The following is a 13,323-nucleotide window of genomic DNA, read 5'->3' on the forward strand; positions in this document are numbered from 1 at the left end:
GCGATCGTGGAATCCCTCCTCGCCCGCCGGATCGGCCTCGGCGGGCTCCGCCCGCGAATGCGCCTGTCGCCGGTTTGCCGTCGGAAATGACTATCCTGCCAGCGCGCTCCGGTAGCCCGCCACGTCGACGACATCGGCCTGCGCCGGAAACACCTTGTCCAGCAACATGATACCGACCTGGGGGTCGGTGTCGGCGACCCCGTCGGACAGCACGATCACCCGGTAGTCGAGATCGGCGGCCGCGCGCAGCGTCGAGAGCACGACCCCGCTGGTGGCCAGGCCGGTGAGTACCAGGGTGTCGATGTGCTTCGCGCGCAGGATCTGGTCCAGCGAGGTGTCGCCGAACGCGCCCACCCGGTGCTTGACGATCACCGGTTCGTCACCGGCCGGGGCCACGCGCGGATCGATCCGGGTCTCGGGACTGCCCTGGATCATCGTGCCGCTGCCCAGGATCGGCCCGAACGCCTTGTTGTCGGGGGACACCTCCGGATATCCGGGCGCGAACGCCGTCGTCTCGAAATCGACTGCGACGCCTGCGGTCCGGCTGGCCCGCTCGGCGTCGGCGACGGCGGTGACGACATGGTCGTCGCCACCGAGTTGCGAGACGATGCCCTGTTGCATGTCCATCACCAGCAGCGCGGTGTGCGCCGGATCGATCCGCAGCGCCTGCCCGCCCGGCGCGTCGACCGGCACGGCGGTGCTGCCGGGGTTCGGAACCGCCGCCTCCGCCGGATGCCCGCAGGCTGGTAACAGCAGCGCGGAGGCGAGCGCGACGAGCAGTATTCGCCACGGTGTTCGCTTGCCAGCCATGGCGTTTCGCATATCGATCACCTTTCGTAGACACCGGTCAGGCGAGCCCGGCCGAGTACGGGTGCGGTGACGGCGGGCAGCAGGGCCCGCGGCCGGATCCGTTCCGGCGGCGTCGTGCCCGCCGCGCTGTCGAGGGTGTCCGCGAGCGCGAACAGCTGGAACACGTACCGGTGCGGCCCGTGTCCCGCGATCGGTGCGGGCCCCTGGTATCCGCGTCCGACGGCGGAGCGCAGCAATCGCACCCCGGCGCCGGGCTGCCGCCGGGCCAGCGCGCCCGGCTCCAGGGACCCGGCCGCTGCCGGGTCGATCAGGGCGACGCAGTGCACGGCCGGCCTGGCCGTCGGGACGTCGACGTCCTCGACGACCAGCAGCAGTTGCGCGGCACCGGCGGGCAGTGCGTCCCAGGCCAGGTGCGGGGACAGGTTCGCACCGCCGATGTACTTGGCGCAGTGCGCCTTCGGCATGGTGTCACCGTCGCCGAAGTTCCGGCTGGTCAGTGTCGGCCCGTCCGGGCCGTGCAGGTTGGGCAGATGCCACGCAAGGTGATTCTCGTCCGCGTGACGGTGCCGCAGCAGTCGGCCGAGGATACTCATCGGGTGGCCTCCAACTCCGCGACAACCTCTGCGGCAGTGGCGGTTTCGCCGAGCTTGGGGAAGATCCGGGTGATGCTGTGGCGGTGCGCCTCGGGGTCCGGATCGGTCATGGCGTCGGTGGCCAGCACGACATGGTAGCCGTGGTCGGCGGCCGACCGCGCGGTCGATTCGACACCGGAGCTGGTCGAGATCCCGGCCAGCACGACCTGGGTGGCGCCCAGATCTCGCAGCAGGGTGTCCAGTCCGGTGTCGTGGAAGGCGCTGCGCCGCCGCTTGGTGATCAGATGGTCGCCGGGCTGCGCGTCGAGTTCGCCGACGAGGTCGGCCCACCCGTCCGGTGGGACGCCACCGCCGCCGGACCGGCCGCCGTCGGTGCGTCCCGGCGCCCGCCCGATGACGGTGACCAGGACCACGGGCAGCCGGTGCCGCCGGAAGGCGGCGGCCAGCCGCGCGGCCCGCTCGACGGCGACGTCGACGGCCGGATCGCGATGTGCGGAGACGATGCCCTGTTGCAGGTCGATCACGACGAGCGCGGGTGTGGGGTCGATCGTTGTCAGTGCCATGCCTGCTTCTCGGGTGTGAGGGAGATGTGCTGGGCCAGCCGTTCCAGCAGCGGCGCCGCCGCGGTGAGCTGTGCCAGTTCGGCCGGGGTGAACGCGCTGCCGGTCAGCGCCCGCGCGATGAGCTCGGAGCGTTCGTTGCGCTTGTCCTGCAATGCCCGCAGCCCGGCCGCGGTCACCGTGAGCACCACCCGCCGCCCGTCGTCCGGGTCGGCGCGGCGTTCCACCAGGCCGCGGGACCGTAGCGCGGCGACGGTGGCTCCCATCGCCTGCGCGGTGATCTGCACCTGCCGGGCCAATTCCGCGGAGGTGGCCGGACCCGCGCGGTCCAGGCAGGACAACGCCGTCCGCTCGGGCATGGTGAGCCCGTCGCCGGGCGGCACCTGATGCACCCGGCGCACCAGCAGACTGATGCTCGCCAGCAACGCCGCGGCGACTTCACCGGGATCCGGATCATCGGTCATGCCGTAAGCCTAGCTTATAAAGCTGCCTTATCAATTTGCCTTATATTCTCGTGGCCGCGCACCGCCGGCCGCACACCCTGTCCTGCGTACGAAAAAGGCTGTGCCGGTCCCACACGGGACCGGCACAGCCTTCGGGAGAACAGGCTCAGGCGATGGTGACGCCGCCGTCGACGACCACGGTCTGGCCGGTGACGTAGCCGCCGGCGGGGGAGGCCAGCCAGACGGCGGTGGCGGCCAGTTCCTCCGGATCGCCCATCCGGCCCAGCACCACGCGCGGGGTCACGCTCTCGAGGTATCCGGGCTTGTAGCCGTCGGTCATCTCGGACTTGAAGAAGCCGGGCGCGATCGCGTTGACCCGGATGCCCTTGCGGGCGCCCCACTGCTGGGCCAGATCGCGGGTCAGGCCGATCAGGCCCGCCTTGCTGGCGCTATAGGCGGCCTGCGGCAGCCCGGCGGTGGTGAGCCCCAGCACGCTGGAGATGTTGATGATCGACGCCCCCGGCGCCATGACGCGCCCGGCCGCCTGCGCCGCCCAGTAGGCGCCGTTGAGGTTGACGTCGATGACCTCGCGGAACTGCTCCGGAGTCTCGCGCGTCGCGGGGTACGCGGTGCCGATACCGGCATTGTTGACCAGCACGTCGACCCGGCCGAGCTCGGCCACGGCGGCGTCGATCATGTGCTGGGCCTGCTCGGGGGCGGCGATGTCGGTCTCGACGACCAGCGCCCGGCGTCCGGCCTGCCGCACCAGTTCGGCGGTGTCGGCCAGCTTGCCCGCCCGCCGGGCGGCCAGCACCACATCGGCCCCGGCCTCGGCGAAGGCGCGGGCGAAGGCCACGCCCAGCCCGGACGAGGCGCCGGTCACCACCGCGACCCGGCCGTCCAGACGGAACTTGTCGAGGATACCCATATCGATTCCCTGCCTTACGGTTTCGCGTTCGGTGTGACGGTAGCCTGCGCACGGTCCCCCCGCAGCAGGCGCAGTCCGGCGGCCATGAATTCGGGGGTCGCGTCGGCGGCGGCGACCGCGTCGCGGCCGGCGTCGGCGCCCTGCCGGGCCCGGTAGGCGATCCCCTCGGCGATCACGCCGATCTTGAAATTGGCCAGCGCCAGATACCAGGGCCACGAACCGAGATCGCGGCCGGAGGCCAGCGCGTAGCGCTGCGCGAGGTCGTCCGCCGACGGCAGCCGGTCACTGGTCCAGGCCGCCTGCACGCCGAGCACCCGATCGAAGACCGGCTCGCGGTAGACGCACATCAGCGCGACGTCGGTGAGCGGGTCACCGAGGGTGGACATCTCCCAATCCACCACCGCGCGCACCACATCGGGCCGTTCCGCGTCGAGAATCGTGTTGTCGATGCGATAGTCGCCGTGCACGATCGAGGCGCTCGCCGGCGGCGCGAAATCCGCCAGCGCGGCGGCCAGCCGGGCGGCATCGGGCAGCTCGCGGGTCTGCACCTGCTCCCACTGCCGGGCCCACAACCGCACCTGCCGGGACACGTAACCGTCGGGGCGGCCGAAGGTTTCGAGGCCGATCGCGCGGTAGTCCACGGCGTGCAGCGCCACCAGCCGGTCGACCAGCGCGTGCACGCAGGCGTCGATCTGCTCGCCGGTGAGCGCGACCAGATCGTCGCGGTCCCGGATCACCAGGCCGGGCACGAATTCGACGACAGTGAACGGCGCGCCGAGCACCGTGCCCTCGAGATCAGCCGCGACGGTCGCGGCGACCGGCACCGCGGTGCCCCACAGCGCCGAGGTCACGGTGTATTCGCGGGCCATGTCGTGCGCGGACGGGGTCAGCCCGGCGGTCGGGGGACGGCGTAGCACCCAGCGTGCGGCGCCGTCGGTGAGCGCGAAGGTGAGATTGGACCGGCCGCCACTGATCAGCTCCGCGGTCAGCGGGCCGCGCAGCGGGACGCCGCGCTCGGTCAGGAAGCGCGTCACCGCGTCGATGTCCATGCCCGGCAACGTCATCGGGGTCACCGCGCACCCGCCGCCAGCGCCCGCTTCGCGGCCCCGATGCGCCGCTTGGCGATCGCCCACCGGTGCACCTCGGAGGGGCCGTCGTAGATCCGGAACGGCCGTACCTCGCGCGAGAGCCGGGCCAGCGGCAGATCCTCGGAGACGCCGAGCCCGCCGCACATCTGCACGCTACGGTCGACGATTCGGAAGATCGCCTCGGCGGCAAAGGTTTTCGCGATCGAGGTGGAATCCGACGCGGCTTCGCCGGCGTCCAGCTCCCAGCAGGCGCGCAGCAGCAGCGCGCGGGTGGCCGCGATGTCGATCTCGTTGTCGGCCACCATCTTCTGGACCATGCCCAGATCGCCGATGCGGCCACCGAAGCCCTCGCGCTGCGCGACATGGTCCACGGCCACGTCGTGCGCCCGCCGGGCCGCACCGAGCCACCGCATGACGTGGGTCATCCGGGCCGGGCCCAGCCGGACCTGCGCGTACTCGTAGCCGCGGTCGGCCGCGCCGAGCACCGCCTCGTCCGGGACCACCACATCCTCGAAATCGACCTCGCAGTGCCCGCCGATCATCGACTTGTCCAGGGTGCCGATGTGCCGGCCGATCCGGACGCCGGCGGTATCGGCCGGCACCAGGAACATCGTGGCGCCGCCGCGCTGACCGGGCTCGCCGGAGGTCCGGGCCATCACGATCAGGAAGTCGGCCCCGTCGGCGCCGGTGATGAACCACTTGCGGCCGTTGATCCGCCAGTCCCCGCCGACGCGCTCGGCGCGGGTGCGCAGGGCCGCCGGATCCGAACCGGCGCCCGGCGCGGGTTCGGTCATCGCGAACGCCGACCGGATGTCACCCGCGGCCAGCGGAGCCAGGAACCGCTGCTTCTGCTCGGCGGAGGCGACGTGCGCCAGCATGTGCACATTGCCCTCGTCGGGGGCGGCGATGTTCAGCGCGGTCGGCCCGAACAGCGAGTACCCGGCCTCCTCGAAGACCGGGGCCCGGTCCGACATGCCCAGCCCGAGGCCGCCGTACTCGATCGGCGCGTGCGGCGCGAACACGCCCGCCGCCTTCGCGGCCGCCTGCAGGTGCTTGCGCATCTCGTCGCCGCCCGCGGCGGTGATGTCGCCGTGGTGGCCGTCCTCGACCGGCAGCACCTCGGTGCGGACGAATTCCCGCGTCCGCTCGACCAGTGCGGTCACCTCCGGGGAGTAGGTCAGATCGATCGGCACGGACCACCTCGTCTCATCGGGTACCAACCGAACGATCGCTCGGCTGCAAACGATGACACTGTCACACAGCAGGTCATATGCCGTCAACATCGCCCTGCTTTCACCGAAGGCGCGCTTGCCAAGTTCAGCATTTCTGAACAGACTGAGCTGATGGACGAAGATTCCGGCTCGGGCGCGGCCATTCGCGCCGCCCGGCGCGCGGCGGGCCTGACGGTGCGCGAACTCGCGCAACGCGTGGGAGTCAGCGCCGCCACCGTCAGCGCGGTCGAGAACGACCGCACCGGCGTCTCCGTCGCCCGGTTGCGGGCCTTCGCCACGGCCCTGGGAGTGCCGGTCACCCGCCTGCTGACCGCTCCCGACGACCCCGCCGGCGCACCGGCGGCACCCGCACTCGCCGACGACTGGCGGCATTTCGCGCCGCTGACCCTCGATCCGGTGCTGACGGCGACGATCGGCGCCATCGTGGACACCGGCTACCACGGCACCTCCATGCGCGCGATCGCGCAGCGGGCCGGGCTCAGCGTCGCCGGGGTCTACCACCACTATGCCGACAAACAACAGTTGCTGGTCCGGATCCTCGACCTCACCATGGCCGAACTGCACTGGCGGGTCGGCGCGGCGGCCGCGAGCGCGCCCGGCAGCGTGGAACGGGTGGCCCGGATCGTGGAGGCGCTCACGCTGTTCCACGCCCACCGCCGCGACCTGGGCTTCATCGGGGCCAGCGAGATGCGCAGTCTCACCGCGGTGAACCGCCGGCGCATCACCGAATCCCGCACCCGGCTGCAACGGACCCTCGACGACGCCATCGGCGCGGCGGCCGCCGAGGGCCGACTGCACGCGCACGATCTGCCCGCCGCCGGGCGGGCCATCGCCACCATGTGCACGGCCGTCCCGCAGTGGTTCCGCGCCGACGGGCCGTCGACGCCCGAGGACATCGCCCGCCGGTACGCGGAATACGCACTGGCACTGCTGAACATCCGTCCGGCCGGGAACGGGTGAGAACGACTCGCTCGAGAGATCTTTCACACTCTATCTAACGCTTGTTACACAAACGGCTACGGTGGGCCCCACGGCGAGGCCGAGCAGCGGTCGCAGCCCGACCCCTACGGAGAGGAACAACGAGATGCGGATCGAGAACGCGGTGGCGCTGGTGACCGGCGGCGCGTCGGGCCTGGGCCTGGCGACGGTGCGGGAGTTGCACAGCCACGGCGCGAAGGTGGTGATCGTCGACCTGCCGTCCTCGGCCGGTGAGACGATCGCGAAGGAACTCGGCGACGGCGTGCTGTTCGCCGCCGCCGATGTCACCGACGAGGAGCAGATCACCGCGGCCCTCGACGCCGCCGCCGGGCTGGGCCCGCTGCGGATCGCGGTGAACTGCGCCGGGATCGGCAACGCGATCAAGACCGTGGGCAAGCAGGGCGCGTTCCCGCTCGCGGACTTCACCAAGGTGATCAACGTCAACCTGGTCGGCACCTTCAATGTGATTCGCCTTGCCGCCGAACGCATCTCGGCCACCGAGCCGGTCGGCGAGGAGCGTGGCGTGATCATCAACACCGCCTCGGTGGCGGCGTTCGAGGGCCAGATCGGGCAGGCCGCGTACTCGGCCTCCAAGGGCGGCATCGTCGGCATGACGCTGCCGATCGCCCGCGACCTGGCGAGCCTGAAGATCCGCGTGGTGACCATCGCGCCGGGCCTGTTCCACACCCCGCTGTTCAACGGCCTGCCGGACGAGGCGGTCGCCTCGCTGGGCGCGCAGGTGCCGCACCCGTCCCGGCTCGGCGATCCGGTCGAGTACGGCGCGCTGGCCCGCCACATCGTGGAGAACCCGATGCTCAACGGCGAGACCATCCGCCTCGACGGCGCCATCCGGATGGCGCCCCGCTGACCTGCGAACCGGCGGTGCCACTCGGTTGTGGCGCTCCGATCTCGCGGTAGCACAACCGAATACGTACGGGCGCGACCGTGGCGGAACCTCCGCGACGGTCGCGCCCGGCCGCGGCCGCTCAGAGAATGGTGTATTCGCGGCCCTCGATGGTGGCGACGAAGCCCGGCGGCAGGCCGGTGAAGGAGCCACGGCGGGCGCCGGCGCGCACGGCCTCGGCGACGAGTTCACGCGCGCGGGCCGCGGGCAGCGGGACGGCCGGAGACGTGCGGAACCAGCGCCGGGCCTGCTCCTCGTCCATGCCCCGGGGCGCGCGGCTGAGGTAGGGATCGAGATAGATCGGGGTGCCGGGCTCGCTGCGCCAACTGTCCACCAGCGCACCCATATCGATGGTGTCGTAGCCGATGAGGGACAGATATTCGGCCACCACCGCCTTGGCCGCCGCGTCGTCACTCGCGATCGGCAGCGCGCTGCGATCGGGTGCGCCCGGTGGGCGCACGGCGGTCGACAACCGCATGAAGTCCACGTTGTTCAAGGCCTTCACCACTCGCGCGTCCACCAGATACCGTTGCACGAGTTCGCTCGAGGTCACCTCGCCCGCGTCCAGTTCGGGCACCTGTTCGTCACGTTCGGGGTAGTAGTTCATGGTGTCGACGACGATGCGACCGGCCAGGGCCGCGACCGGGAGCCTCCGATAGGCGTGGAAGGGGACCGTCACCACCACCAGGTCGGCGGTCGTCGCGGCCTGAGCGCAGGTGGTGGCGCAGGCATGTCCGCCGAGGTCGGCGACCAGGTCGGCGAGGGTGTCCGGGCTCCGGGAGTTGCTGACGATCACGTCCAGCCCGGCCGCGACGCTCAGCCGCGCCAGGGTACCGCCGATCGAGCCGCTGCCGATGAATGCGATCGTCCGGAACATCGGGATGTCCTTTCAGCACGCGCAGCCGATCGAGCAACGTGTTAGCTAAAAAATAGCTTAACTCGATTTCGGTCACCCGGTGGCGGACCGCCGACGAACCTCACGCCAGGGCGAGCTGTTCGACCGGCCCGGACAGCGCCGATTTCACGTGCCGGGTGAGGTCGTCGACCAGGACCTCGGTGTCACCGTGCTCGACGGCGGCGACGACCGCGGCCGCGACCTGCCGAGGTGTCACCTTGGGGGCGTCGATCCCGCGGGTCATGTCGGTGTCGACGTAACCCATGTGCACGCCGACGACCAGGGTTCCGGCCGGCGCCAGTTCGCGCCGCAGCGAATTGGTCGCCGACCACAGCGCCGCCTTGGAGATGCCGTACGCGCCGGATCCCGCCAGCCAGGACAGCACCGAATGCACGTCCACCAGGGCGCCGCCGCCGTTGGCCGCGAGAATCGGCGCGAATGCCCGCGCGATGCGCAGCGGTCCGAAAAGGTTGGCGTCCAGCACCTTTCGTAGCTCGTCGTCGGTGGCGTCCAGCAGCGGACCGGTTCCCGAGACACCGGCGTTGTTGACGACGATCCGGGCGTCGCGCGCGGTGGCGGCGAGGCGGGCGACCGAATCGGGGTCGGTGACCTCGAGCGGGACGGGGACGATGCGCGGGTCGGCACTGGGTTCCGGCCGGCGGGCGGTGGCGTAGACGGTACGGGCGCCGGCCGCGAGGAGCTGGTCGACGAGGGCCTTGCCGATGCCCCGCTGCCCGCCGGTCACGACTGCTACCGAGTCCTGGATCTGCATCGCTGATTCCTCTCGTGAGCGGTTCGACAGGGTGCCACTTCGAGTATGGCAACCCTGTGGCTACTTCGAAATGTCGAAGTCGGCCACTTGGCCAGTATTCTGACTTTACTATACTGAAGTCAAGTGAGGAGACGGTGATCACTGCGCACCACCTCCGGCGCGGACCGGCCGTCCCGAGCCGGGCGGAGTATTACTCTGGTCTGCCGTGGGAGTCCGTGAACGAGTACTGGAGGCCGCGCTCGCCTGTTTCCTCGAGGACGGCTACGAGCGCACCACGATCGCCCGGATCCGGGAGCGCAGCGCGGTGTCCAACGGTGCGCTGTTCCATCATTTCCCGACCAAGGAGGCGATCGCGGGCGAGCTGTACGTGGATTCGATGCGCGCGGTGCAGGACGGGTACCGGCGGGTACTGGCCGCCGGGCCGCGCACGCTCGCCGAGGCCGTCGCCGGTGTCGTCCGGCACCAACTGGGCTGGATCGAGGCGCATCCGGATCGGGCGCGCTTCGTGTACTCCCAGGGCCGGCTCGATCTCGCCACCGAGGCGGGCCACCGGCTGCGCGCGATGAACGACGAACTCGCCGCCGAGTACCGGCGCCGGCTCGCACCGCTGATCGCCCGCGGTGAGGTGCGCGATCTGCCGATGACCGTGGTGGTCGCGGTCATCACCGGACCCGCGCACGGCATCGCCCAGCAGTGGCTGGCGGGGCAACTGGCCGGGCCGATCGGCGAATACGCCGACGACCTGATCGACGCCGCGGTGGCCGGGCTCACCGGCACGCCGACCGCCGGGCCGCGCCACCCGCCGCGGCCGGTGACGGCCCGGATCCGGATCGAAGTGCTCGACGACGACGGCACGGTCGTCGCCGCCGGGACCACCGACACCCGCCTGGCGTCGCCTGCGGAGTGACGCTCCGGAGCCCTACCGAGCAATGCTCCGGAGTGTTACTCTGACGACATTGTCGGGCGATCAGGAGCAGGGCGATGACCACCACCGCGTCGAGCCGGGCCGAATTCTTCGAACTTCCCCTCGGGACAGCCGAATTGGCGGAGCGGGCACGGCAGGCCGCCGCCGGGCTCGCCGATCGCGCCGTCGAGGTGCGCAGGCATCTGATCGACCACGCCGAGATGCACCCGGAACTCCGGGAGGTGTTCCGCCGCAACGGCTGGAGCGCACTCGGGGTTCCGGAGCCGACCGGCGCGGGGAATCTGCTCGGCCTGGCCGTGGTCCTGGAGGCGTTCGCCGCGGAGGGCATGGTGCTGTGGCTGCCGGTGCTGTCCGCCGCTGTCGCACATGCGCTTTCGCAGGCCGGGCCGGAGGGCGCCCGCGAGCACTGGCTGCCACGGGTGGCCGCCGGGTCGGCCCAGCTGGGCATGGCGGCCACCGAATCGCACAGCGGCCACAACCTTTTCGGGGTACGCACCGCAATTCGGTACGACGGTGAGCATTTCGTGGTCGACGGGGTCAAGCGGATCACCTCGGCGCTGGACGTGGTGGACCGGGTGCTGGTCTTCGGCCGCGACGGTTCCGGCTACACCTGTGTCCTGCTCGATCCTCGCGCGCCCGGTGCGAGCGCGACCGAGATCCCGATGGGGTTCCGCGAGGGCGTCCGGCAGTTCCAGCTCGATCTGGACCGAGTGGTGGTGCCCGCCGAAGCGCTCGCCGGGGAGCGGGGCCGCGGCCTGGCCGTCATGTGGCCGTTCACGCACGTCGAACGGGCGCTCACCGCGGCCCTGTGCCTCGGCACCGCCGCGTACGCCCTCCTCCGCGCCACCGATCGGGCCCGGCGGCGAAGCATCGCGGCCGATCGCCCGATCGGCGTCCACCAAGCCGTCGCGCATCCGCTGGCCGCCCTGCACGCGCGGCTGGCGGCGGCCCGATTGCTGGTGTACCGCACCGCCGCTCGCATCGATGCGCGGGCGGACCAGCGCACCGTCACCGCCGATATCAACGCGGCCAAGGTGCTCGCGGCCGATCTCGCCTTCGACGCGGCCGATCACGCGATGCAAGTGCTCGGCGCCGACGCGTGGGACGAGCGCACCGGCTGGCGCGATGTCTTCCTCGACGCCCGGCTGTCCCGATCCGGGCCGATCAGCAACGAATTCGCGCTGAATCACCTTGCCCAGCACGTCCTCGGCCTGCCCGCCGACTGATCGGCCCGGATTCGATCCGGTGGCCGGCATCATGCAGCGGCCTTTCGCTCCGCGGCCCGAAATACGCAGCGGACCCGCCGTTTCGGTGGCCGAGCGCGCGGCGGAGAGTTCACACGTCCAGCAAGTGCGGCAGACCGGCACGGGAGCGGTCGGCGTCGAGTGCCCGTAGGCCGGTTCCGCCAGCGGGAAGATCGCCGCGCGCGGGCCGGGATCACCGGCGGCATCCATGACGGCGTTGGCCGCCGCGACCGGATTCGTTGGCGCCCTCCATGGTTGCCGGATCGATCGAGGTGCGGACGTGGTCGCCGCCGAAGAACAGGTTCGAGACGGCGCAGTGCGCGTCGGGACGGTGGTCGGAGGAGCCCACGGTGTTCACCAGCAGTGGAGTGTCGTTGGATGTCGTCGCACCGGACCAGCGCACGCCCGGATCGACCTGGTCTTCGAGATCGGCGTGGTGTCTTCGCGGCGGCCGCACTCGCGATCGTGGCGGCACGGACCCCGGCGCAACCCGACACTGCCTCGTCCCCAGCACCTCTGCCGTGAGAGGTGGGGTGATCCGCGCGCCCGGCCCGGCACGGTCCCCGCGAGAAACCGCGCCGGGTCGGCGCACCCGACGCGCCGATGCGCATCGATTACGCATCGATAGGACGGTATCCTCGAGGCATGACGAGGCCGGAGAGCACGCATGCCGACATCACGAGGCGGGGACGCAGCCGCCGGATGTCTCGAAATACGGTGACCGCCATGGTTTTCGTGGCGTTGGCCGGAGGAGCGGCGACGGCGCGAGCGGCGGGGCCCGCGCCGGTCGCGCAGTTGGAGTTGGATCGCTATCTCGGCACCTGGTATCAACTGGCGGCCGTGCCGATGCCGTTCAACCTGAACTGCGCGCGTGACACCCGGGCCGAGTACACCCCGGCGGCGGACGGTGTGGTGGGGGTGCACAATTCCTGTACGACCTGGTCCGGCGGGCAGGACCGGATCGACGGCACGGCCACGGTGACCGATCCGGAAACCACCGCGCAGTTCCATGTCGCCTTTCCCGGCGTTCCCGGTCAGGATCAGCCGGACGGGCCGACGAACTACATCGTGACGGGGCTGGATCCGGACTATGCCTGGGCGGTGGTCACCGATCCGAGTGCGCAGTCCGGATTCGTGTTGTCTCGCAGCCCGGCACTCGAACCGGCGCAATGGGATTCGGTGCGCGCGGTGATCGTCGCCGCCGGACAGGACCAGTGCCGATATCTGGTCGCGCCGACCACCGGTGGGCTGCCGGATCCGATGCCGTTGTGCCGGTTGTGATCCGGCCCGGCCGTCACACCTTCGAGGCTGCCCACCGCTGCCAGGTGGGTGGACGGCCCCCGCCGCCGGGACTCAGAGGGCGACGCGGGCGTCCATCAGCGCGAACCCGAGCAGGTTGAGCCCCTGCCAGGTCGCCGGGTCCTCGGCGCGCGGGTCGTCGGGGGCCAGCCCGATACCCCAGATCCGGTCGACCGGGCTGGCCTCGACGAGGACCCGGTCGCCGGTGTTCACCAGGAATCGCCGAAGCTCCTCGTGCTGACCGAACTTGGCGATGTTCCCGGCCACCACGATCTCGTAGCGCACCGCCTCCCACCGGGCCTCGTCGAAGCCGGCGATACTGCGGCCCAACGCCTTCGCCGCGTGGGGATGCCCCGCCTGCAACACCTGCTCGGCGACGGCCCGATCCTCGAAGACCATCGCCTTGTTCCACATCATGTAGTGCTCGGCGGTGCGGAAGACCCGGCCGTCGACGGTGAAATCCGCAGGCCACCACTGGCTCAGGCAACCGGCCCCGATCGACCCGTCCCGTTGCGGCTGATGCCCCCAGAACCGCAGATACTTCACCGGCTCACCGGCCGCCAGAACATCGATCAACTCGGTGACGCTACGTGCCCGCATGACACCGATTCTGCCCGGTTCCCGCACGCGACCGCACGCCCTTTTCGCCGGT

At 71.0% G+C, this 13,323-nt stretch carries 15 protein-coding genes and 1 pseudogene; 5 read left to right on the top strand and 11 right to left on the bottom strand.

The window, feature by feature from the left end:
- Positions 1-90: 90 nt before the first annotated feature.
- The 7 genes from LBW94_RS43325 to LBW94_RS43355 all read right to left on the bottom strand — a co-directional run bounded on the left by LBW94_RS43325 (position 91) and on the right by LBW94_RS43355 (position 5,615).
- Complete coding sequence (locus LBW94_RS43325) at positions 91-810, bottom strand: cysteine hydrolase family protein (RefSeq protein WP_225060179.1); 720 nt, start codon at positions 808-810, stop codon at positions 91-93.
- 17 nt (positions 811-827) lie between these two features.
- A complete protein-coding gene (locus LBW94_RS43330) occupies positions 828-1,403 on the bottom strand; it encodes a YbhB/YbcL family Raf kinase inhibitor-like protein (protein WP_225060178.1) in 576 nt (191 codons plus the stop codon).
- Entirely contained in the window at positions 1,400-1,966 is a 567-nt protein-coding gene (locus LBW94_RS43335; protein WP_225060177.1) for a cysteine hydrolase family protein, read from the bottom strand. Before LBW94_RS43335 ends, LBW94_RS43330 begins: the two co-directional genes overlap by 4 nt.
- Complete coding sequence (locus LBW94_RS43340) at positions 1,957-2,427, bottom strand: MarR family winged helix-turn-helix transcriptional regulator (protein ID WP_225060176.1); 471 nt, start codon at positions 2,425-2,427, stop codon at positions 1,957-1,959. Before LBW94_RS43340 ends, LBW94_RS43335 begins: the two co-directional genes overlap by 10 nt.
- 145 nt (positions 2,428-2,572) lie before the next feature.
- On the bottom strand, positions 2,573-3,334 hold the full coding sequence (locus LBW94_RS43345; protein ID WP_225060175.1) for an SDR family NAD(P)-dependent oxidoreductase: 762 nt from the start codon (positions 3,332-3,334) through the stop codon (positions 2,573-2,575).
- 14 nt (positions 3,335-3,348) lie between these two features.
- Positions 3,349-4,398 (bottom strand): phosphotransferase family protein, encoded by a 1,050-nt coding sequence (locus LBW94_RS43350; protein WP_225060174.1) that lies wholly within the window; start codon positions 4,396-4,398, stop codon positions 3,349-3,351.
- 5 nt (positions 4,399-4,403) lie between these two features.
- Complete coding sequence (locus tag LBW94_RS43355) at positions 4,404-5,615, bottom strand: acyl-CoA dehydrogenase family protein (protein ID WP_225060173.1); 1,212 nt, start codon at positions 5,613-5,615, stop codon at positions 4,404-4,406.
- Between the two features lie 150 nt (positions 5,616-5,765).
- Between LBW94_RS43355 and LBW94_RS43360 the strand changes: the two genes are divergently transcribed.
- Both LBW94_RS43360 and LBW94_RS43365 read left to right on the top strand, forming a co-directional pair.
- Positions 5,766-6,614, top strand: a complete 849-nt coding sequence (locus tag LBW94_RS43360) for a TetR family transcriptional regulator (protein WP_225060172.1) — start codon at positions 5,766-5,768, stop codon at positions 6,612-6,614.
- Positions 6,615-6,738: 124 nt separating this feature from the next.
- The gene (locus LBW94_RS43365) at positions 6,739-7,500 is read left to right on the top strand and encodes a 3-hydroxyacyl-CoA dehydrogenase (protein ID WP_225060171.1); all 762 of its coding nucleotides are present in this window, start codon (positions 6,739-6,741) and stop codon (positions 7,498-7,500) included.
- Positions 7,501-7,618: 118 nt separating this feature from the next.
- Here LBW94_RS43365 and LBW94_RS43370 read toward each other — a convergent pair whose 3' ends face one another.
- Together LBW94_RS43370 and LBW94_RS43375 are read right to left on the bottom strand one after the other, a co-directional pair.
- Positions 7,619-8,413 (bottom strand): NADPH-dependent F420 reductase, encoded by a 795-nt coding sequence (locus LBW94_RS43370; protein ID WP_225060170.1) that lies wholly within the window; start codon positions 8,411-8,413, stop codon positions 7,619-7,621.
- A gap of 100 nt (positions 8,414-8,513) precedes the next feature.
- On the bottom strand, positions 8,514-9,203 hold the full coding sequence (locus LBW94_RS43375) for an SDR family oxidoreductase (protein WP_225060169.1): 690 nt from the start codon (positions 9,201-9,203) through the stop codon (positions 8,514-8,516).
- Positions 9,204-9,408: 205 nt separating this feature from the next.
- Between LBW94_RS43375 and LBW94_RS43380 the strand changes: the two genes are divergently transcribed.
- Both LBW94_RS43380 and LBW94_RS43385 read left to right on the top strand, forming a co-directional pair.
- A complete protein-coding gene (locus LBW94_RS43380) occupies positions 9,409-10,110 on the top strand; it encodes a TetR/AcrR family transcriptional regulator (RefSeq protein WP_225060168.1) in 702 nt (233 codons plus the stop codon).
- Between the two features lie 74 nt (positions 10,111-10,184).
- A complete protein-coding gene (locus LBW94_RS43385) occupies positions 10,185-11,354 on the top strand; it encodes an acyl-CoA dehydrogenase family protein (RefSeq protein ID WP_225060167.1) in 1,170 nt (389 codons plus the stop codon).
- 109 nt (positions 11,355-11,463) lie between these two features.
- Here the strand turns inward: LBW94_RS43385 and LBW94_RS43390 are convergent.
- A pseudogene (locus tag LBW94_RS43390) lies at positions 11,464-11,787 on the bottom strand (FAD-dependent oxidoreductase); the annotation flags it as partial.
- 311 nt (positions 11,788-12,098) lie between these two features.
- Here LBW94_RS43390 and LBW94_RS43395 point away from each other — a divergent pair.
- Positions 12,099-12,653, top strand: coding sequence for a lipocalin family protein (locus LBW94_RS43395; RefSeq protein WP_225060166.1), 555 nt, complete (start codon positions 12,099-12,101; stop codon positions 12,651-12,653).
- Positions 12,654-12,725: 72 nt separating this feature from the next.
- On the opposite strand, the gene LBW94_RS43400 is transcribed toward LBW94_RS43395, so the two are convergent.
- Positions 12,726-13,271: an NADAR family protein gene (locus LBW94_RS43400; RefSeq protein ID WP_225060165.1), complete on the bottom strand. Its 546-nt coding sequence runs from the start codon at positions 13,269-13,271 to the stop codon at positions 12,726-12,728.
- Between the last annotated feature and the right edge of the window lie 52 nt (positions 13,272-13,323).

The sequence above is a fragment of the Nocardia sp. alder85J genome, assembly GCF_020176955.2.
GTDB lineage: Bacteria > Actinomycetota > Actinomycetes > Mycobacteriales > Mycobacteriaceae > Nocardia.